General features: G+C 75.0%; 15 protein-coding genes. 8 read left to right on the forward strand and 7 right to left on the reverse strand.

Translation table 11 applies throughout. The features are described 5' to 3' along the window. Position 1: 1 nt before the first annotated feature. Genes C229_RS0116485 through C229_RS0116500 form a run of 4 tightly spaced genes read right to left on the reverse strand, consistent with a single transcriptional unit; the run spans position 2 to position 3,641 of the window. Positions 2-1,183 (reverse strand): acyl-CoA dehydrogenase family protein, encoded by a 1,182-nt coding sequence (locus C229_RS0116485; RefSeq protein WP_018656187.1) that lies wholly within the window; start codon positions 1,181-1,183, stop codon positions 2-4. Between the two features lie 37 nt (positions 1,184-1,220). Continuing rightward, a complete protein-coding gene (locus tag C229_RS0116490; RefSeq protein WP_018656188.1) occupies positions 1,221-1,775 on the reverse strand; it encodes a TetR/AcrR family transcriptional regulator in 555 nt (184 codons plus the stop codon). Positions 1,776-1,813: 38 nt separating this feature from the next. Beyond that, on the reverse strand, positions 1,814-2,590 hold the full coding sequence (locus C229_RS0116495) for an ATP-binding cassette domain-containing protein (RefSeq protein ID WP_018656189.1): 777 nt from the start codon (positions 2,588-2,590) through the stop codon (positions 1,814-1,816). Continuing rightward, positions 2,577-3,641, reverse strand: a complete 1,065-nt coding sequence (locus tag C229_RS0116500; RefSeq protein WP_018656190.1) for a hypothetical protein — start codon at positions 3,639-3,641, stop codon at positions 2,577-2,579. Before C229_RS0116500 ends, C229_RS0116495 begins: the two co-directional genes overlap by 14 nt. 180 nt (positions 3,642-3,821) lie before the next feature. Between C229_RS0116500 and C229_RS0116505 the strand changes: the two genes are divergently transcribed. The 3 genes from C229_RS0116505 to C229_RS0116515 all read left to right on the forward strand — a co-directional run bounded on the left by C229_RS0116505 (position 3,822) and on the right by C229_RS0116515 (position 7,628). Continuing rightward, positions 3,822-5,042: an acyl-CoA dehydrogenase family protein gene (locus tag C229_RS0116505; protein ID WP_205624500.1), complete on the forward strand. Its 1,221-nt coding sequence runs from the start codon at positions 3,822-3,824 to the stop codon at positions 5,040-5,042. Further along, complete coding sequence (locus C229_RS0116510; protein WP_018656192.1) at positions 5,039-6,091, forward strand: acyl-CoA dehydrogenase family protein; 1,053 nt, start codon at positions 5,039-5,041, stop codon at positions 6,089-6,091. The genes C229_RS0116505 and C229_RS0116510 overlap by 4 nt, the downstream gene beginning before the upstream one ends. A gap of 121 nt (positions 6,092-6,212) precedes the next feature. Next, on the forward strand, positions 6,213-7,628 hold the full coding sequence (locus C229_RS0116515; protein WP_018656193.1) for an amidohydrolase family protein: 1,416 nt from the start codon (positions 6,213-6,215) through the stop codon (positions 7,626-7,628). On the opposite strand, the gene C229_RS32340 is transcribed toward C229_RS0116515, so the two are convergent. Continuing rightward, positions 7,557-8,093: a universal stress protein gene (locus tag C229_RS32340; protein WP_169513846.1), complete on the reverse strand. Its 537-nt coding sequence runs from the start codon at positions 8,091-8,093 to the stop codon at positions 7,557-7,559. The genes C229_RS0116515 and C229_RS32340 overlap by 72 nt on opposite strands. A gap of 223 nt (positions 8,094-8,316) precedes the next feature. On the opposite strand from C229_RS32340, the gene C229_RS0116525 reads away from it, so the two are divergent. The 4 genes from C229_RS0116525 (at position 8,317) to C229_RS0116540 (ending at position 13,943) form a co-directional block, all read left to right on the forward strand. Continuing rightward, positions 8,317-9,327 (forward strand): sigma-70 family RNA polymerase sigma factor, encoded by a 1,011-nt coding sequence (locus C229_RS0116525; RefSeq protein ID WP_018656194.1) that lies wholly within the window; start codon positions 8,317-8,319, stop codon positions 9,325-9,327. Between the two features lie 92 nt (positions 9,328-9,419). Then, positions 9,420-10,046, forward strand: a complete 627-nt coding sequence (locus C229_RS0116530) for an acyl-CoA-like ligand-binding transcription factor (protein WP_018656195.1) — start codon at positions 9,420-9,422, stop codon at positions 10,044-10,046. A gap of 185 nt (positions 10,047-10,231) precedes the next feature. Then, positions 10,232-12,451 (forward strand): MMPL family transporter, encoded by a 2,220-nt coding sequence (locus C229_RS0116535; RefSeq protein ID WP_018656196.1) that lies wholly within the window; start codon positions 10,232-10,234, stop codon positions 12,449-12,451. A gap of 160 nt (positions 12,452-12,611) precedes the next feature. Further along, a complete protein-coding gene (locus C229_RS0116540) occupies positions 12,612-13,943 on the forward strand; it encodes an ABC1 kinase family protein (protein WP_051109002.1) in 1,332 nt (443 codons plus the stop codon). Here C229_RS0116540 and C229_RS0116545 read toward each other — a convergent pair. Continuing rightward, the gene (locus tag C229_RS0116545; protein ID WP_026313862.1) at positions 13,933-14,775 is read right to left on the reverse strand and encodes a siderophore-interacting protein; all 843 of its coding nucleotides are present in this window, start codon (positions 14,773-14,775) and stop codon (positions 13,933-13,935) included. The two genes, C229_RS0116540 and C229_RS0116545, sit on opposite strands and share 11 nt — an antisense overlap. Positions 14,776-14,889: 114 nt before the next feature. Then, complete coding sequence (locus tag C229_RS0116550; protein ID WP_018656199.1) at positions 14,890-16,017, reverse strand: serine hydrolase domain-containing protein; 1,128 nt, start codon at positions 16,015-16,017, stop codon at positions 14,890-14,892. Between the two features lie 216 nt (positions 16,018-16,233). On the opposite strand from C229_RS0116550, the gene C229_RS0116555 reads away from it, so the two are divergent. Further along, on the forward strand, positions 16,234-19,833 hold the full coding sequence (locus tag C229_RS0116555; RefSeq protein WP_018656200.1) for a nitrate reductase subunit alpha: 3,600 nt from the start codon (positions 16,234-16,236) through the stop codon (positions 19,831-19,833). Position 19,834 lies beyond the last annotated feature (1 nt).

Here is a 19,834-nt window from a genome sequence, read left to right on the forward strand (position 1 = left end):
CTCAGTACGAGCGGGGCAGGCCCAGTTGCTGCTGGGCGATGTGGGCGAGCACCAGGTCCTCGGCGACCGGGATGTTCCTGGCGATGCGGGCGTCGCGGAAGATCCGTGCGATCGGGTACTCCAGCGAGTACGCCATGCCGCCGAACGTCTGGAACGCGCGGTCGGCGGCCTGCCAGGCGGCGTCGGCGGCCGTCAGCTTGGCGATGTTGGCCTCCGCGCCGCACGGCCGCCCCCGGTCCCACAGCCAGGCCGCCTTGTAGGTCATGAGGCGGGCCAGTTCGAGCTGCGCCTTGGCGCGGGCCAGCGGGAACGCCACCGCCTGGTGCGCCCCGATCGGGGTGCCGAACGGTGCGCGCTCACGGGCGTAGGCGACCGCGATCTCCAACGTCAGCTCGCCGCTCCCCACCCCGCCCGCCGCCGCCAGGACGCGCTCGGGGTTGAGGATGTCCCACAGCACCGCGAACCCCTGGCCGGGCTCGCCTAGGACGCGGTCCGCCGGGACGCGGACGTCGTCCAGGAACACCATGCTGGACGCGACCGTGTTCGTGCCGAGCTTCGGAATCGGCTGATACGTCAGCGTTCCAGCGGCACGGGCCGCCGGAACGTCCACCAGCAGCACCGTGAAGCCGTGCGTGCGCGGCGTCGCCTCGGCGGCGGGCGTCGTCCGGGTGACCAGGACCAGGACGTCGGCGCGCTCGACGCCGGAGATCCAGATCTTCTGCCCGCTGACGAGGTAGCCGGCGCCGTCGCGGCGGGCGTGCGTGGTGATGTTGAGCGCGTTGCTGCCCGCGTCCGGCTCGGTGATCGCGAACGCCGTCTCCAGCTCGCCCGCGGCGATGGCGGGCAGGAACTCGGCGCGCTGCTCCGGCGTGCCGTGCCGGGCGATCGTCAGGCCGCCGAACGCCGGGGTGAGCAGGTACAGGAAGGACGCGGCGCCGCCCGCGCCGCCCGCCGCCAGGCTCTCCAGCGCGACGGCCAGCTCCAGCAGGCCCTGGCCCCCGCCGCCGTACTCCTCGGGGATCGCCAGCGCGTGCCAGCCGCCCGCGACCAGGTCGTCCCAGACCTCCTGCGGCCAGCGCTTCCCGGCGTCGCAGGCGGTCCAGTAGTCCTGGTCGTACCGGGCGGCGAGGGCGCGGACGCCCTCGCGCACGGCGGTCGCGCTGTCCGGAAGGTCGAAGTCCATGCGTCCACCGTACCCGCGAAGTAAGTGAGCACTGACATCAGGGGGCGAGGTAGCGGACCACCATCCGCGCGATCGCCCGCGCCGCCTGCTCCGGCGGCCCGGACGGCAGCAGCGCGTGGCTCATCGTCAGCCGCACCGCCGCGTCGGTGATCTCGGTCAGGCCGCGTTCGGCCAGGTCGGGCCAGTGCTCCAGCGCGTGCGCGGTGATGCGCTCGCTCGCCGCGAACAGCACCGGCTCGGCGCGCGTCGTCAGCAGCGGCAGCAGCTCGTCGCCGCCCGCGCCGGTCAGCACGATCTTCTTGATCGGGTCGTCGGCGGACAGCTCCAGCGTGAACCGCACCGCCTCGACCACCGCCGGATACAGCTCGTCATGGGCGGCCAGGATGCGGTCGATGCCGTCCAGATAGCGCTCGTTGTCGCGCACGACGATCGCCTCGGCCAGCCCCCACTTGCCGCCGAACTCGTTGTAGACGGTCTGCCGGCTCACGCCCGCCGCGTCCGCGACGTCGCGCATCCGCAGGCCCCGGTAGCCGTGCCGGACCAGCAGATCGGCGGCGGCGTCCAGCAGCGCCTCGCGCACCGGGGTGCCCATGCGTCCACCTCCGCGAAGGAAAAAGGGTGCCTCGATTATCACCGGGCGAACAGGGCGCGGACCCGCGGCTCGCCGCGCACGCCCGCCGGGGGACCGGACGCCGCCACCCGGCCCCGGTCCAGGACGTGCACGGTGTCGCACACGCCGAGGACGGCGCTCAGGTCCGGCGCGGTGAGGACGACGGCCAGCCCCTCGGCCGCCAGATCGCGCAGCAGCACCTCCAGCGCGCGGGCGCGGACGTCGGTCAGGCCCGCCGCCGGCTCGTCCAGCAGCAGCACGCGCGGCCGGGTCGCCAGCGCCCGCGCGATCTCCAGCAGCGGCGCCACCGCCGCCGGCACCCGCGCGGCGGGATGGCCGGCGTACGGGGCGATGCCGGTGCGGGCCAGCAGCACGTCGGCGGTGGCCGCCGCCGACGCCCGCGCCGCGCGGCGGCGCCGCCACCGGTCGCGCGGGCCGCGCCCGGCGACCGGGCGCGTCAGCGCGTGGATCTCCACGGCGGCGCGGACGTTGTCGCGCACCGACAGCGAGCCGAACGGGGTGCCGCCGTGCACGGTGCGGGCCAGCCCGGCGCGGGCGCGGACGTACGGCGCGGCACCGGTCAGGTCGGTGCCGTCGAGCGTCACCGTGCCGGACTCCGGGCGGCGCCAGCCGGTGACGACGTCGGCGAGCGTCGTCTTGCCCGCTCCGGGGGGCCCGACGATGCCGGTGACGGCGCCGGGGTGCGCGCGCAGCGCGACGTCGTCCAGAACGAGCGCGCCGTCGGCGCGCACCGTCACCGCGTCCACGCGCAGCCCGCCGTGCTCACCGCCGGGCATGCGCCACCACGACCGGCCGCACGCCGAGCCGGGGCGCGAGGCGCACGGCCCCGGCCGCCGCCCCGGCCACGAGCAGCAGCGTCACGCCGTGCGCGCCCGGCACGAACGCCTGAGCCGCAGCCAGGCCCGCCCCGGCCGCGAGCGCGCCGGGCACCGTCGCGACGCCCGGCAGCGACGCCAGCAGCACGATCGCCAGCCCGTCGGCGAGCGACGCGCCGGGCGCGGCCAGCAGCGGCCCCGCCGCCCCGGCGAGCGCGGCGGCGGCGACGGCCAGCAGCAGCGCCACCCGCGCGCCGTCCACGCCGAGCGCCGCACTGGCGCGCGGATCGTCGCGCACGGCGGCCAGCAACCGCCCGGCCGCCCCCGCCCGCGTCCGCCCGACCCCCCACGCCGCGACGGCGACCACCACGGCCCCGGCCACGACGGTCCCCACCCCCGGAACCCCTCCGGGAGCCCCGACGACCACGCACAACCCCGCGAACGCGACGGCGAAGACCCCGCCCACCAGCGATCCCCACGCCGCGCCACCGGGTGCGACCACGCCCGCCCGCGTGTCCTCGCCGTCGCCATGCGGCGGCACGTGCCGCCTCCGCGAGAGCGACGGGCCGAACGCGCGGGCGCCGCCGACCGAGATCGCGGCCGGGGCGCCGCCGTGCGGCACCGCCTGTCGTCCCCGCGCGCGGAGCGGGCCGAGCGCGTCCGTGCGGGGTGAAGCCGCGTCCGCGCGCGTGTCCGGGGGATCGCTGTGCGGCGGTGCGTGTCGTTCGCGGGCGTGGGGGAGGCCGAGCACGCGGGTCGCGGTCGTGAGGGTGGCGGCGGCGCAGGCTGCGGCCAGGGCGGCCGTCAGGAGGGTCAGGGGGCCTCCGATGAGGGTTGCCGCGAAGGCTCCTGTTCCGGCCAGGGCCGGGACGGCGAGGTTCGCCCGGGTCAGGGTGAGGGCCAGCAGGAGGAGGGCGTAGCCGAGCGCCGGTGCCACCGGGCGGCCCGGCGCCAGGGCCAGGGCGCCCGCCGCCGCCGCGAACGGCAGCCAGGACGGGGGCGGGACGCGCATCGCACCTCCGGGCATGTGTGATGTGGGTCACTCGGGCGCCCCACGATACTGACGCCGCCCGGGACGCGGCAACGTTCTGGCCGGGTTGTGCCGCCGCACAGCGTTCGCGTCGCGGCGGGCGCGGGCGTTGACGGACGTCGCGGGCGGTTCCTAGGGTGAGCGGCATACCGACCGGTTGGTATGCCGTCTCCGTGGAGGTCCCGCCCCGTGAGCACCGCCCCGCCCGACGCGGCCGAGATCGAACGGCGCGTCGCGGCGTTCCTGGCCGCGCACGACCCGGCCGCCGTCCCGCCCCGGGAGTTCCTGCGGGCCCGCTACGACGCCGGGCTCGCCTGGGTCCACTACCCCGAGGGACGCGGCGGCCTCGGCGCCGCCCGCGCCGCGCAGCCCGCCGTCGACCGCGCGTTCGCGCGCGCGGGCGCCCCCGGCAACCATCCCGAACGCAACGGCATCGGCCTCGGCATGGCCGCGCCGACCCTGCTGTCCCACGGCACCCCCGAGCAGCTCGACCGGTTCCTGCGCCCGCTCTGGACCGGCGAGGAGGTCTGGTGCCAGCTCTTCTCCGAGCCCGGCGCCGGGTCCGACCTGGCCGCGCTCGGCACCCGCGCCGTCCGCGACGGCGACGGCTGGGTCGTGGACGGGCAGAAGGTCTGGACGTCGATGGCGCACGAGGCCCGGTGGGCCATCCTCGTCGCCCGCACCGACCCGGCGGTGCCCAAGCACCGGGGCATGACGTACTTCGTCTGCGACATGCACGCCCCCGGCGTCGACGTCCGCCCGCTGCGCCAGCTCACCGGCGAGGCCGAGTTCAACGAGGTGTTCCTCACCGGCGTCCGCATCCCCGACACCGACCGGCTCGGCGCCGTCGGAGACGGCTGGCGCGTCGCCACGGCCACGCTGATGAACGAGCGCGTCGCGATCGGCGGCCAGGCCGCGCCGCGCGAGGGCGGCATGCTCGGCGTCGTCACGAGACTGTGGCGCGAGCGCCCCGAGGTCCGCACCGCCGCCGGGCACGACGCGCTGATGCGGCTGTGGGTCGAGGCCGAGGCGGCGCGGCTCACCGGCGAACGGCTCCGCCAAAGGCTCGCCGCCGGCGACCCCGGCCCCGAGGGGTCGGCGGCCAAGCTCGCCTTCGCCCGCCTCAACCAGGAGCTGTCCGGCCTGGAGCTGGAACTGCTCGGCGAGGACGGCCTGCGCTACGACGACTGGACGATGCGCCGCCCGACCGAGGTCGACTTCACCCGCCGCTCGCCCGGCTACCGCTACCTGCGCGCCAAGGGCAACTCCATCGAGGGCGGCACCTCGGAGATCCTGCGCACCATCGTCGCCGAACGCGTCCTCGGCCTGCCGGGGGAGATCCGCACCGACAAGGACGTGCCGTGGAAGGACCTGCCCAAGTGAGCGACCTGCTGTACGGCGAGATCGAGGACGACCTGCGCGCCGGCGTCCGCTCCCTGCTGGACGACACCTGCGGCTGGGCCGACGTCCTGGCGGGCACCGAGACCGACGCCCCGCACGCCGCCGCGCCCTGGGACGGGCTCGTCGCGATGGGCGTCACCGCGCTGCCGGTCCCCGAGGACGCGGGCGGCGCGGGCGCGTCGTGGCGGGAGACGTCGGTGGTCATGGAGGAGCTGGGGCGCGCCGTGGCGCCCGTCCCGTTCCTCGGCGCCGCCGTCCTCGGCACGGCCGCGCTGCTGGCCGCCGGTGCGGCGGACGTCCTGGCGGACGGCCCGGCGGTGCTGGCCGTGCCGCTGTCCACGGCGCCCGGCGACCCGGTGCCGGACGTCCGCGCCGACGGCGGCGCGCTCACCGGCGTCGTCACCAGCGTCGCCGACGCCGCCGTCGCGCGCACGCTGCTCGTCCCGGCGGACGGCGCCCTGTACGCGGTCGACGGCTCCGCCGCGCGGATCACGCACGTCACGTCGCTGGACATGACGCGCCGCCTCGCCGACGTCGCCCTCGACGGCGCCCCCGCCCGGCGGATCGGCGGCGCGGACGCGGTCACGGCGGCGCTCACGACGGGCGCGGCGCTGCTGGCCGCCGAACAACTCGGCCTCGCCGAACGCTGCCTCGAACTGACGATCGCCCACCTCAAGACCCGGTACCAGTTCGGCCGCCCCATCGGCTCCTACCAGGCGCTCAAACACCGCGTCGCGGACCTGTGGGCGGCCGTCAGCCAGGCCCGCGCCGTCGTCCGGTACGCCGCCGGGTGCGTCGCGTCCGGCGACGCCGACACCGCCGTCGCCGCCGCGCTGGCGCAGGCGCACTGCTCGGGCATCGCCGTCCGCGCGGCCGAGGAGTGCGTGCAGATGCACGGCGGCATCGGGTTCACCTGGGAGCACCCCGCCCACCTCTATCTCAAGCGGGCCAAGAGCGACGCCATCGCGCTCGGCACCGCCGGGCGCCACCGGGCGGCGCTGGCCGAACTGGCCGACCTGCCCCCGGTGTGAGGCATGGCGTGAACCTACGAACCCGGGCGCCCCGCCCGGCCCGGGTTCGTAGGTTCACGCCCTCGCACGGCGCGGCGCCGGGCTGCTGGACTGGCGGCATCCCGGCGAGAGGACCCGCACCGTGCGCAGCACCCCCACCGTCATCGCGAACACGACCGTCTGGTCGCAGGGCCGCTGGCTCGCCGGGCAGGACGTCCGGCTCTCCGGCGGGCGCGTCACCGCCGTCGAGCCGCACGGGCTGCGCGCCCCCGGCGGCGACGTGCTGGACGGGACGGGCGGCCACCTCATCCCGGGACTGGTCAACACCCACACCCACCTGCACCAGTCGATCATGCGCGGCGTCGCCGAGGGGGAGCCGCTGATCCGCTGGCTGCGGTACGTCGCCGAGGGCACGGTCGCCCTCACGCCCGAGCAGGCGTACGTCGCGGCCGCCGCCGCGTCCGTCGAGGCGCTGCGCAGCGGCACCACGACGCTCGTCGAGCACATGTGGCCGCACCCCGACCCCGCCGTGCACACCGCGATCCTGGCGGCGCTCGCGGACACCGGCATCCGCGCCGTCGTCTGCCGGGGCGTCGCGGACCGGCCCGACACGACCCGCAAATGGGGGTTCGAGCCCCGGCTGATGGACCCGCTGGAGGTCGCGCTCGCCCACGTGGACGAGCTGGCCGCCCGCACCGCCGGGGGACGCGTGACGCTCGGCGTCGCCGTGCCGAACCCGCGCTCGATGACGCCGGACGGGCTGCGCCGCGTCCGCGCGTTCGCGGGGGAGCGGGACATGACCGTCAGCATCCACCTGCTGGAGACCCCCACCGACGACGCCATGTGCCGCGAGCACGCCGGAACCGGCGCCGTCGGCTACCTGCGCGACGCCGGGTTCCTGTGGGAACGGCTGCTCGCCGTGCACTGCTGCGCGCTGGACGACGACGGACGCCGCGAACTGGCCGCGCACGGCGTCGGCGTCTCCTACAACCCGCTGAGCAACATGCGGCTCGGCAGCGGCGTCGCGCCCGTCCCGCAGATGCTCGACGCGGGGCTGCGCGTCGGCCTCGGCGTCGACGGCGCCGCCAGCAACGACACCCAGGACGCGCTGGAGACCATGCGCATCGGCGCCTACCTCCAGCGCGCCGTGCACGGCCGGGCCGACCTGCTCGGCTTCGCCGCGATGCTGGAGCTGGCCACCACCGGCGCCAACGCCGTCCTCGGCGCCGAGGAGCGGCCCGAGGGCGTGGTACCCGGCGTCCAGGCCGATCTGGCGCTGCTGCGCTTCGACCGCGACCTGGCGTGCGTGCCCGTCCTGGACCCGGGCGCGACGCTGCTCACCACCGGCAGCAACCGCGTCGTGGACACCGTGCTGGTGGACGGGGAGGTGCTGATCGCCGACGGCCGCAGCACCCGGCTGGACGAACGCGACCTCATCGAGCGCGCCGTCGCCGCCGCGCCGCCCGCACTGCTGGACGGACGCGCCTCAGCCGTCCTGCCGCCACCCGAACCGGCGCAGCCGCGCCCGGCCGGTCGAGTCGTCCCGGGTGGCCAGTGACGTCAGCAGGGACTCCACCGACGGGGGCCGCACACAGACCAGCGTCGCCCTGGCGCGCCGCGCGCAGTGCAGCCGCACCGACGGCCGCAGCAGCCGCGACAGCGCCGACCGGCCGCCGTGCCCGACCACGAGGATGTCGTCCTCGCGGGTGAGCAGCACCAGCGCCGCACCCGGCTCACCGACGAGCGTCAGCGTGCGGGGACGCTCCTCGCCCGGCGCCGCGACCTCGTCCAGCAGCCGGTCGAGCAGTTCGGCGCCGCTCGCCCGCAGCGCCTCGGTGACGCCGCCGCCGAGCTGCCCCGCCGCCGACACGTGCGGCGGCAGCGGGGTGGCGTGCACGACCAGCAGCGGCATCCGCCGCAGCCGGGCCTCACCGATGGCCCACGCGAGCGCGCAGCGCGCACCGGCCGAATCGTCGACCCCCACGACCACGCGCGGGCCGCCCTCGGGTCTCACGATCACCATGTCCTCCCGGGTGACCGGCACTCGCGGTGCCGTCCGGACCTGCTTCCAGGGTGCAGGGTTCCCTTCCCACACGGAAGGGTTTTGCCCTTCCTGGCGGAGGTTTTGGCCCGGCATGACCTGACGTGACGGTGCTCGCGCGGTCCGTGTCCGTCCGCGGCCGCCGTTCTGTCGGTGGCGTCGCCTACGGTCGGACCACACCAGGCCGACCCGGAGGATGACCGAGATGACCGGCACGACGACGGCGTCCGTGACCGAGCAGCCCGACGCGGGCGAGTTCCAGCGCCGCACCGCGCCCTACCGGCGCGAACTCACCGCGCACTGCTACCGCATGCTCGGCTCCCTGCACGACGCCGAGGACCAGGTCCAGGAGACCTACCTGCGCGCCTGGCGCGCCTACGACGGCTTCGAGGGCCGCTCGTCGCTGCGCACCTGGCTCTACCGCATCGCCACCAACACCTGCCTCACCGCGCTGGAGCAGCGCGGCCGGCGGCCGCTCCCGACCGGCCTCGGCGCCCCCGCCGACGACCCGGAGGCCCCGGTCACCGCCGCGCCGGAGGTGCCGTGGCTGGAGCCCGCGCCCGAGACGCTGTTCGCCGCCGAGGAGACGCCCGGCCGCGCCGTCGACCCGGCCGCCGTCGTCGCCCACCGGGAGAGCACCCGGCTCGCGTTCGTCGCCGCCCTCCAGTACCTCCCGGCCCGCCAGCGCGCGGTGCTGCTGCTGCGCGACGTGCTGAAGTGGCGCGCCGCCGAGGTCGCCGAACTGCTCGGCACCAGCGTCGCGTCGGTCAACAGCGCGCTGCAACGCGCCCGCGCCCGGCTGCGGGAGGCCGCGCCCGAGCGCGACGCCGTCACCGAACCCGGCGACCCGGCCGCCCGCGCCCTGCTCGACGCCTACGCCCGCGCGCTGGAGGAGGGCGACATCGCCGCGTTCGTGGCGGTGCTGCGCCGCGACGCCGTCTGGGAGATGCCGCCCTACCCCGAATGGTACCGGGGCGCCGAGGTGATCGGGCGGCTCGTCCGCGCCAAGTGCGACCCGGCGCCCGGCAAGCTGCGGATGCGGCCCACCGCCGCCAACGGCCAGCCCGCCTTCGCCATGTACCGGCGCGACGATCGCGGCGTGTACCGGCCGTTCCAGCTCCAGGTGCTCACGCTGGCCGACGGGCGCGTCGCCCGGGTCGCCTCGTTCTTCGACACCCGGCTGTACCGGGCGTTCGACCTGCCGGACGAGGGGTAGAAGGCGCGAATCACCGCGAGGTGCGATAAACGTCACTTCCGTGCAGTGTCTGAAATTTTGCGCCTTCTGCAACTTAGTCGTACCGTGACGGTATGACTGCGGAACTCGGCCTGCGGGCCCGCAAGAAGGCCGCCACCCGGGCGGCCCTCGGGCACGCCGCGATGCTCCTCGTCCTGGAGCACGGGGTGGACGCCGTGACCGTGGAGGACATCGCCGCCGCCGCCGATGTCTCACCCCGCACGTTCCACAACTACTTCCCGGGCAAGGAAGACGCGATCGTCTCCCCGCTGACCGACCTCGCGCAGGACGCGATCGCCGCGCTGCGCGCCCGGCCGGACGGCGAACCCGCCTGGGACGCCGTCCAGCACGTCGTGCACGACGTGCTGCTCCCCGAGGACGACCCCGGACGCGCCGAGATCTTCGCGCTCGTCCGCGTCATCCGGAGCAACCCCGGCCTGCTCGCGGGCCAGCTCTGCGGCCTGGACACCATCGAGCACGACCTGGCCGCCGTCCTGGCCGAGCGCACCGGCACCGACGCCGGCCGCGACCTGTACCCGCACCTGCTGGCCTGCGCCGCCGGGACCGCCATGCGCGTCGTGCTCGAACTGTGGCTCGACCGCGACGCCCGGCCCGGCGGCCTCGCGCCGATGATCGACGAGGCGTTCACGCTGATGCGCGCCGGGCTGCCCGAACCACGGGCGGTGCCCGCGCGCACCTGACCGCCGCACCCCCCGACCCCACCGCACGTCCGGTGCCCGGCCGCCGCCCGGCGGGCACAGGCTCCCCCCGTCAGGGCGGCATCCACCCCGCAGCCACCGCGCCGACCCGGCGCGGCGGTGACCGCCGACCACCGAACCTCTCCGGGCCGCCACCACGGCCCGGCGTCGATGGGACTTGTCTACTCGTGGCCACCTTCCTGTACCGGCTCGGCCGGTTCTCCTACCGGCGGCGCAGGCTCGTCGCCCTGCTGTGGGCGGCGCTCGTCCTCGCCTGCGGCGCGGGCGCCGCGACGCTGTCCGGACCCACCGCCGACGACTTCTCCATCCCCGGAACCGAGTCGCAGCAGGCCATCGACCTGCTCGGCGAGCGGATGCCGCAGGCCAACGCCGACGGCGCCACCGCCCGCGTCGTGTTCGCCGCGCCCGAGGGCGCCAAGGTCACCGACCCGCAGGTGAAGACGGCCGTCGACCAGGTCGTCGCGCGGCTCGGCCAGACGCCGCAGATCGCCCAGGTCGCGGACCCGTACCAGGCCAAGGCCGTCTCGCCGGACGGCCGCGTCGCCTATGCGCAGGCCACCTTCACGGTCTCACCGATCGACCTGTCCGACGGCGCCCGCGACGGCCTGGCGGCCGCCGCCGACCAGGGCCGCGCGGCCGGGCTGACCGTCGAGATGGGCGGCGACGCGATGCAGACGATGCCCGAGCAGAGCGCCGCCGAGGTCATCGGCATCGCCGTCGCGGCCGTCGTCCTGATCATCACGTTCGGGTCGCTCATCGCGGCCGGGCTGCCGCTGCTCAACGCGATCCTCGGCGTGGCCATCGCGATGGCCGTGATCACGGCCGCGACCGGCCTGATCGAGATGAGCTCGATGACCTCCACGCTGGCGCTCATGCTGGGCCTGGCCGTCGCCATCGACTACGCGCTGTTCATCGTGTCCCGCTACCGGGCCGAGCTGCTGGAGGGACGCGAGGGCGCCGACGCGGCCGGACGGGCCGTCGGCACCGCCGGGTCGGCCGTCGTGTTCGCGGGCCTGACCGTCTTCATCGCGCTCGCCGGGCTCACCGTCGTCGGCATCCCGATCCTCACCGAGATGGGGCTGGCCGCCGCGTTCGCCGTGGCCGTCGCCGTCCTCATCGCGCTCAGCCTGCTGCCCGCGCTGCTCGGCTTCGCCGGGCGCAGGGTGCTCGGCGGGAAGATCCCGGGACTGCGCGGCGGCGCCCGGCCCGGCCACCGGCCGGTCGGCGAGCGGTGGGCGCGGTTCGTGGTGCGCCGGCCGCTGCCGGTGCTGATCGCGGCCGTGGCGGCGCTCGGCGTCGTCGCGATCCCCGCGCTGGACCTGCGCCTCGGCCTGCCCGGCGACGAGGTCGCCTCCACCGACACCACGCAGCGCAAGGCGTACGACCTGCTCAGCGACGGCTTCGGCCCCGGCATCAACGGCCCGCTGCTCGTCGTCGTGGACACCGCCGACGGCGGCGGGCCCGCCCCGGCCGCCGCGCAGCGGTTCACCGGCGAGCTCCAGCGGCTGCCCGGCGTCGCGGCGGTGACGCCGCCCGCGCCGAACCCCGCCGGGGACACCGCGCTGCTGACCGTGATCCCCAAGACGGGACCGAGCGAGGCGGGCACCGAGACGCTCGTCTCCGGCATCCGCGACGCCGCCGGGAGGTTCGAGGCGTCGTCCGGCGGCGCCGCCGCGATGGTCACCGGCCAGACGGCCATGGCGATCGACGTGTCCGACAAGCTCGCCGACGCGCTCGTGCCCTACCTCGCGGTCGTCATCGGGCTGGCGTTCCTGCTGCTGCTCCTGGTGTTCCGGTCGCTGCTCGTCCCGCTCAAGGCGGCGCTGGGCTTCCTGCTCACCGTCGTGGCGACGTTCGGCGCCGTCGTCGCGGTGTTCCAGTGGGGCTGGCTCGCGGGCCTGCTCGGCGTGGAGACCACCGGCCCGATCATGAGCATCATGCCGATCCTGATGATCGGCGTCGTGTTCGGCCTCGCCGTGGACTACCAGGTGTTCCTGGTGACGCGGATGCGCGAGGAGTACGTGCACGGCGCCGAGCCCAAGGACGCGGTGGTGACCGGGTTCCGGCACAACGCGCGGGTCGTCACGGCGGCGGCCGTCATCATGATCGCGGTGTTCGCCGGGTTCCTGTTCGCGCACGAACCGATGATCAAGATGATCGGGTTCGCGCTGGCCGCCGGTGTCCTGTTCGACGCCTTCGTGGTGCGGATGGCGATCGTCCCGGCCGTCATGGCGCTGACCGGGAAGGCCGCCTGGTGGCTGCCGCGGTGGCTCGACCGGGTGCTGCCGAACGTGGACGTCGAGGGCGAGCGGCTGCGGCACCGGCTGGCCGCCGAGCGCGAGGCCGGTGACCGGGACGCGGCCGAGAGGGTCGCGACCGGGTCCTGACCGCAGGACCGAGGGCCGCCCCGGACGGGGCGGCCCTCGAACGCGTCCCGGGACGGGAGCAGAACGCTCGTCCCGCGCCGTACCGTATGAGTACAGTGCGATCTCCCGGAAAGACGCGAACCGAGGTCGCGAACCATGTGGGGACGGTGCCGTGAGTGACATGCCCCGCCGTGCGGTGACCCGCACGGCCAAGCTGGCGACGCTGCCGCTCGGCTACGCCGGGCGCTCCGCGCTCGGGTTCGGCAAGCGGACGGTCGGCCGCCCCGCCGAGGCCGTCGCCGCCGAGGTCCAGCGCCGCACCGCCGAGCAGCTCTTCGCCGTCCTGGGCGACCTCAAGGGCGGCGCGATGAAGGTCGGGCAGCTCCTGTCGATCTTCGAGGCCGGGCTGCCGGAGGAGGTCGCCGCGCCGTTCCGGGCCAGCCTGACCAAGCTCCAGGAGGCGGCGCCGCCGATGCCCGCCGCGACGACGCACCGCGTGCTGGCCGAGGGGCTCGGGCCGGGGTGGCGCAACCTGTTCACCGCGTTCGACGACCGTCCGGCGGCCGCCGCGTCCATCGGGCAGGTGCACCGCGCGGTGTGGCACGACGGCCGCGAGGTCGCGGTGAAGGTGCAGTACCCGGGGGCGGGGGAGGCGCTGATGAGCGACTTCCGGCAGCTCTCCCGGCTGAGCCGTCTCGTCACGCCGCTGTTCCCCGGCATCGAGATGAAGCCGGTCATCGCCGACCTGCGGCGGCGGCTGGAGAAGGAACTGGACTACCTGGACGAGTCGGCGGCGCAGAAGGCGTTCCACGCGGCCTACCGCGACGATCCCGACTACGTCATCCCGGCCGTCGTCGCGCAGGCGGGCGACGTGCTGGTCACCGAGTGGCTGGAGGGAACGCCGCTGGCGAAGGTCATCGCGTCGGGCACGCAGGAGGAACGCGACCGCGCGGGCCTGCTGCTGTTCCGCTTCCTGCTGTCGGGGCCGGTCCGCGCCGAGCGCATCCACATCGACCCGCACCCGGGCAACTTCCGGCTCATGCCGGACGGGAGGCTGGGCGTCCTGGACTTCGGCGGCGCCGCGCGCGTCCCGGCCGACCTCCAGTGGTCGATCGGGCGGCTGCTGCGCATCGGCACCTACGGCGACCCCGAGGCGATGGTGGAGGCGCTGCGCGCCGAGGGCTTCCTGGCCCCCGAGGGCGAGGTGGACGCCGACCAGCTCGCGGCGCTGATCGCCCCGCACGTCATCCCGTTCACCCAGGAGACGTTCCGGTACAGCCGCGAGTGGCTGCGCGGCCAGACGGCCCGGGGCATGGGCCTGGCGGGCGACCTGCGGCCCGGCGGCCTGGCCCGCCAGCTCCGCCTGCCGCCGCAGTACCTCGCGGTGAGCCGCGCCCTGTCCGGCTGCGGCGGCGTGCTGTGCCAGCTCGGCACCGAGGGGCCGTTCCGCGCGGAGGCCGAGCGCTGGCTGCCCGGCTTCCGCGACGACGACCCGGCCGGGATCACCGCTTGAGCGCGGCCGACTCCTCCTCCTCGACCTGACGGTTCCAGTCCCGCTTGGACGACTGCCAGCCGTCCTCGTCGCGGCCCACGCGCCAGTAGCCGGAGATGGACAGCCGGTCGAGCGGGATGCCGCGCTCGACGCGCAGGAAGCGGCGCAGCTCCTTGACGAAGCCCGCCTCGCCGTGGACGAACGCGTGGATCGTGCCGTCGGGGAAGTCCAGGGCGCGGACGGCCTCGGTCAGCTTCGCGCCGACGGGGGCGTCGCCCCGGTGCAGCCAGGTGAGGGCGGTGGCGCCGGGGACCTTGAGGTCCAGTTCCTCGGACGCGTCGGCGACCTCGACGAAGACGTGCGCCGGGACGTCGCCGGGGACGCGCTCCAGGGACGCGGCGATGGCCGGGAGGGCGCTCTCGTCGCCCGCCAGCAGGTGCCAGCCGGCCTCGGGGTCGGGCGTGTAGGCGCCGCCGGGGCCGAGGAAGCGGATCTCGTCGCCCGGCGCGGCGTTCGCGGCCCACGGCCCGGCCAGGCCCTCGTCGCCGTGGTAGACGAAGTCGAGGGTCAGTTCGCCGTTCTCGAACGCGCGGACGGTGTAGGTGCGCGTGACCGGCCACTGGTCGCGCGGGAAATCGGCGCGGATCACGGCCATGTCGAACGGGTCGGGATAGGTGACGCCGGGGCGCGGGAACAGCAGCTTGACGTAGTGGTCGGTGAACTCGCCCGCCGCGAACCCGTCCAGGCCGGGGCCGCCGAGCACCACGCGGATCAGGTGCGGGGTGAGCCGTTCGCTCCGCAGCACCGTGCCGGTGCTGATTGCGGGTCCTTTACGCGCGGGCTCCGTCGCCATGCGATCTCCGATCACCGAGAAGTTTGTTAGGTAAGCCTAACCTGTCAACCGGCTCGGTGCGCGGGATGTTCCGGTTCCCCCGCCGTGGCGCGGCCGGCGGGGGAACCGGAGGACCTAGGCCGCGGGCCGCGCCGCGGCGCGGGTGCGGGCCACCTCCTCGGCGACCGCGCGGAACGCGGCGCCGGTCTCGTCGGCGCCGAGCACCGTGAACAGCGTCGTCTTGGCGATCACGACGCCGGTCTTCGGGGAGACGTAGATGGTCTGGCCGCCGAGGCCCTGCGCCATGAAGTCGCCGTCCTCGCCCAGCCACCAGTGCAGCCCGTAGCCCTTGTTGAACGGGGCGGACGGACGCGTCGACTCGGTCACCCACGACTGCGGCACGACCTGCTGCCCGTTGGCGCGCCCGCCGTTGAGGTAGAGCAGCCCGAACCGGGCGAAGTCGCGGCCGGTGGCGTAGGTGCAGCAGTACGCCATGCTGTTGCCGCGCGAGTCGCTGCCCAGGTAGGCGCGGTCGGCCATCCCGGCGGGCTTCCAGATCCGCTCGGCGACGAACTTGTGGAACGGCGTGCCGGTCGCCTTGGCGACGGCCCAGCCGAGCACGAACGAGTTCATCGACGTGTACTCGAACCGGCTGCCGGGCTCCCAGCCGCGCTTGCGCTGCTTGGCCAGGTCGGGCAGCGCGATGCCGAGGCTCGCGGCGACGTGCACGGGCGGGACGTCCACGCCCTCGTTCCACTGGATGCCCGACGACATCGCCAGCAGGTTCTTCAGCGAGACGCCGTCGTACCCGGAGCCGCGCAGCTCCGGCACGTACTTGGTGACCGGGTCCTCGATCGAGGAGATCTTCCCGTCGGAGAGCGCGATGCCGACGGCCGCCGAGGTGAACGACTTGGCCATCGACCACGACTGGAACAGCGTGTCGCGGGTGGAGTACGCGTACTTCTCGAACACGACGTCCTGGCCGTCCAGCACGACGAAGCCGTGCGTGTTGGTCAGCGTCAGGTAGTCCTGGAGTGTCCGCTGCTGGCCGTTGAAGGTGTAGGTCACCTTCAGGTCGCGGTACGCGTCGCGCAGCGCGACCGGCGTCGACGACGGCGGCAGCGGGTCGAAGTTCGGCAACCGCAGCTCGGTCGTCTGGGCGGCGGGGGCGGGCGGACGCGGGGCGGCCTGCGCGGGCGCGGTGCCGGCGCCGAGCGCGACGGCGGCCAGGGTGGCGCCCGCCACCAGGGTGAAGCGGCGCATGAATCCTCCGGGGGCGGCATGCGAAGTGAGGTCGGACACACGGATGCACAGAGTGTGAGTGCTGAACCGCTTGCCGTAAATGGCGAGGACGTACGACTCTGACGGCGCGATGTGTGTTCAGTTGCATAGCGCCCGTCCCGGCCGTCGCGGCGCGGCACCGCATGATCGCCCTCCGTCGCGGGCATGATCGGTTCGCGATCACCAACGGGGGGTGTGATGGGCGACGCGCTGCTGCGCACCGGACGGTTCTTCACGCGGAGCCGGGACGTCTCCGGCGACCTGCGCACCGAGCACCTGGACGGCGGGCGCGACGGCGACGTCTTCTACCGCGACCGCTGGAGCCACGACCGCGTCGTCCGCTCCACGCACGGCGTGAACTGCACCGGGTCCTGCTCGTGGAAGGTGTACGTCAAGGACGGCGTCATCACCTGGGAGACGCAGGAGACCGACTATCCGAGCGTCGGCCCCGACCGGCCCGAGTACGAGCCGCGCGGCTGCCCGCGCGGCGCCGCGTTCTCCTGGTACACCTACTCGCCGACCCGCGTCCGGTTCCCGTACGCGCGCGGTGTGCTGGCCGAGATGTACCGCGAGGCCCGGGAACGGCTCGACGACCCCGTCGCGGCCTGGGCGGAGATCGTCGGCGATCCGGAGAGACGCGCCCGCTACCAGTCGGCGCGCGGCAAGGGCGGCCTGGTCCGCGTCGGCTGGGACGAGGCCGTCGAGATGATCGCCGCCGCGCACGTCCACACGATCGGCGCGCACGGCCCCGACCGGATCGCCGGGTTCTCCCCGATCCCGGCGATGTCGATGGTGTCGCACGCGGCCGGGTCGCGGTTCGTGTCGCTGCTCGGCGGCGCGATGCTGTCGTTCTACGACTGGTACGCCGACCTGCCGGTGGCGTCCCCGCAGGTGTTCGGCGACCAGACCGACGTGCCCGAGTCGGCCGACTGGTGGGACGCCGCCTACCTCATGCTGTGGGGCTCCAACGTCCCGGTCACCCGCACCCCCGACGCGCACTGGATGGCCGAGGCCCGCTACCGGGGCCAGAAGGTCGTGGTGATGTCGCCGGACTACTCCGACGCCACCAAGTTCGCCGACGAGTGGCTGGCCCCGCACCCGGGCACCGACGGCGCGCTCGGCCTGGCGATGGGCCACGTGATCCTGCGCGAGTTCTTCGTCGGCCGTGCCGTCCCGGCCTTCACCGACTACGTCTCCCGCTTCACCGACCTGCCGTTCCTGGTCACCCTGGACGAGCGCGACGGCGCCCGCGTCCCGGGCCGCTTCCTCACCGCCGCCGACCTGGGCGACACCGGCGAGGACGCCGCGTGGAAGACCGTCCTGCTCGACGCGGGCGGCGCGCCCGTCGTCCCCGGCGGGTCGCTCGGGTTCCGCTGGTCCGAGAGCGGCAAGGGCCGCTGGAACCTCGACCTGGACGGCGTGACGCCGCTGCTGTCGGCGGAGGGCGCGGGCACGTCGGCCGAGGTGCTGCTGCCCCGCTTCGACGCCCCGGACGGCTCGGCGGGCGTGCTGCGGCGCGGCGTCCCGGTCCGCGAGGTCGGCGGCCGCACGGTCACGACCGTCTACGACCTGATGCTCGCCCAGTACGGCGTCTCCCGTCCCGGGCTGCCGGGGGAGTGGCCCGCGTCCTACGACGACGCCTCCCAGCCCGGCACGCCCGCCTGGCAGGAGGAGATCACCTCGGTCCCGGCGGCGGTGGCGGCGCGGATCGCCCGCGAGTTCGCCGCCACGGCGGAGAAGTCCGGCGGCCGCTGCATGATCATCATGGGGGCCGGGGCGAACCACTGGTTCCACTCCGACACCATCTACCGGACGTTCCTGGCGCTGCTCATGCTGACCGGCTGCCAGGGCCGCAACGGCGGCGGCTGGGCGCACTACGTCGGGCAGGAGAAGGTCCGGCCCTTCACCGGCTGGGCGCAGCTCGCGTTCGGCCTGGACTGGACGCGCCCGCCCCGGCAGATCCCCGCGACGCCGTACTTCTACCTGCACACCGGGCAGTGGCGCTACGACGGCTACCGCGCCGACGCGCTGTCCTCCCCGCTCGGCACCGGGCTGTTCGCCGGGAGGCACACCGCCGACCTGGTCGCGGAGTCGGCGGCGCGCGGCTGGATGCCGTTCGCGCCGTTCTTCGACCGCAACCCCCTCGACCTCGCCGACGCCATCACCGCCGACGGCCGCCCGCCGGGTGAGTACGTCGAGGCCGCGCTCGCGGACGGCTCGCTGCGGCACGCCGCCGCCGACCCCGACGACCCGGCGAACTGGCCGCGCGTCCTGACCGTCTGGCGCGCCAACCTGCTCGGCAGCTCCGCCAAGGGCGACGAGTACTTCCTGCGGCACCTGCTCGGCACCGACGCCGACCTGCGCGCGCACGAGTCCCCGGAGGACCGGCGCCCCGCCGAGGTGACGTGGCGCGACGAGACGCCGCGCGGCAAGCTCGACCTGCTGCTGTCCCTGGACTTCCGCATGACGTCCACGACGCTGATGTCCGACATCGTGCTGCCCGCCGCGACCTGGTACGAGAAGCACGACCTGTCGTCCACCGACATGCACCCGTTCGTGCACGCCTTCAACCCGGCCGTCGATCCGCCTTGGGAGGCCCGCAGCGACCTGGACGCCTTCCAGGCCATCGCGACCCGGTTCAGCGAGCTGGCCGCCGGGCGGCTGGGCGTCCGGCGCGACGTCGTCGCCGTCCCGCTCCAGCACGACACCCCCGCCGAACGCGGCGCCCCCTACGGCGCCCCCGAGGGGACGCGACCCGCCTTCACCGTCGTGGAGCGCGACTACACCGCCGTCGGCGCGCGCATGGCCGCGCTCGGCCCCAAGGCCGAGAACGGCGGCCTGGCCGTCAAGGGCGTCACGTTCACGCCCGACCGCGAGATCGGGTGGCTCGCGGAACGCAACGGCACCACCGGCGACGGCCGCCCCCGGCTGCGCACCGCCGCCGACTGGTGCGAGACGATCCTCGCCCTGTCCGGCACCAGCAACGGGCGGCTGGCCGCCCAGGGCTTCGCGCAGCTCGCGGAACGCACCGGCCGCTCCTTCGACGCGCTCATCGAGGCCGGTGCGGACCGGCGCATCACGTTCGCCGACACCCGCGACCACCCGGTCGCCGTCGGCCCGTCCCCGGAGTGGTCCGGCATCGAGGCGCCCGACCGCCGCTACGCCCCGTTCACGATCAACGTCGAGCACGGCAAGCCGTGGCACACCCTCACCGGCCGCATGCACTTCTTCCTCGACCACGCCTGGATCGCGGAACTGGGCGAGCAACTGCCCGTGTACCGGCCGCCGCTCGACATGGACAGGCTGTTCGGCGAGCCCAGGCCCGGCACCCGCGACGGCGTCGCGCTCGCCGTCCGCTACCTGACGCCGCACTCCAAGTGGTCGATCCACTCGGAGTACCAGGACAACCTGCTCATGCTGACGCTGTCGCGCGGCGGCCCGACCGTCTGGCTCAGCGTGCAGGACGCCGCGACGATCGGCGCCGCCGACAACGACTGGGTCGAGATGGAGAACCGCAACGGCGTCGTGGTCGCCCGCGCGATCGTCTCGCACCGGATGCCGCGCGGAACCGTCTATTACCACCACGCCCAGGAACGCGTCATCGACATGCCCAAGACCGAACGCACCGGCAGGCGCGGCGGCATCCACAACTCGCTGACCCGGCTGCTCGTCAAACCCGCCCACCTCGCCGGCGGCTACGCGCAGCTCTCCTACGCCTTCAACTACCTCGGCCCGACCGGCAACCAGCGCGACGAGATCACGCTGATCCGCCGCCGCGACCAGGACGTGGAGTACTGAC

It is taken from the genome of Actinomadura flavalba DSM 45200, assembly GCF_000374305.1.
Classification (GTDB): Bacteria; Actinomycetota; Actinomycetes; order Streptosporangiales; family Streptosporangiaceae; genus Spirillospora; species Spirillospora flavalba.

What these genes read in the sequence shown, in the direction of transcription:
- C229_RS0116485 (WP_018656187.1), bottom strand. Translation starts at nt 1,183, where the DNA reads ATGGACTTCGACCTTCCGGACAGCGCGACCGCCGTGCGCGAGGGCGTC.
- C229_RS0116490 (WP_018656188.1), bottom strand. Translation starts at nt 1,775, where the DNA reads ATGGGCACCCCGGTGCGCGAGGCGCTGCTGGACGCCGCCGCCGATCTG.
- C229_RS0116495 (WP_018656189.1), bottom strand. Translation starts at nt 2,590, where the DNA reads ATGCCCGGCGGTGAGCACGGCGGGCTGCGCGTGGACGCGGTGACGGTG.
- C229_RS0116500 (WP_018656190.1), bottom strand. Translation starts at nt 3,641, where the DNA reads ATGCGCGTCCCGCCCCCGTCCTGGCTGCCGTTCGCGGCGGCGGCGGGC.
- C229_RS0116505 (WP_205624500.1), top strand. Translation starts at nt 3,822, where the DNA reads ATGCCGTCTCCGTGGAGGTCCCGCCCCGTGAGCACCGCCCCGCCCGAC.
- C229_RS32340 (WP_169513846.1), bottom strand. Translation starts at nt 8,093, where the DNA reads ATGGTGATCGTGAGACCCGAGGGCGGCCCGCGCGTGGTCGTGGGGGTC.
- C229_RS0116525 (WP_018656194.1), top strand. Translation starts at nt 8,317, where the DNA reads ATGACCGGCACGACGACGGCGTCCGTGACCGAGCAGCCCGACGCGGGC.
- C229_RS0116530 (WP_018656195.1), top strand. Translation starts at nt 9,420, where the DNA reads ATGACTGCGGAACTCGGCCTGCGGGCCCGCAAGAAGGCCGCCACCCGG.
- C229_RS0116540 (WP_051109002.1), top strand. Translation starts at nt 12,612, where the DNA reads ATGCCCCGCCGTGCGGTGACCCGCACGGCCAAGCTGGCGACGCTGCCG.
- C229_RS0116545 (WP_026313862.1), bottom strand. Translation starts at nt 14,775, where the DNA reads ATGGCGACGGAGCCCGCGCGTAAAGGACCCGCAATCAGCACCGGCACG.
- C229_RS0116550 (WP_018656199.1), bottom strand. Translation starts at nt 16,017, where the DNA reads ATGCGCCGCTTCACCCTGGTGGCGGGCGCCACCCTGGCCGCCGTCGCG.
- C229_RS0116555 (WP_018656200.1), top strand. Translation starts at nt 16,234, where the DNA reads ATGGGCGACGCGCTGCTGCGCACCGGACGGTTCTTCACGCGGAGCCGG.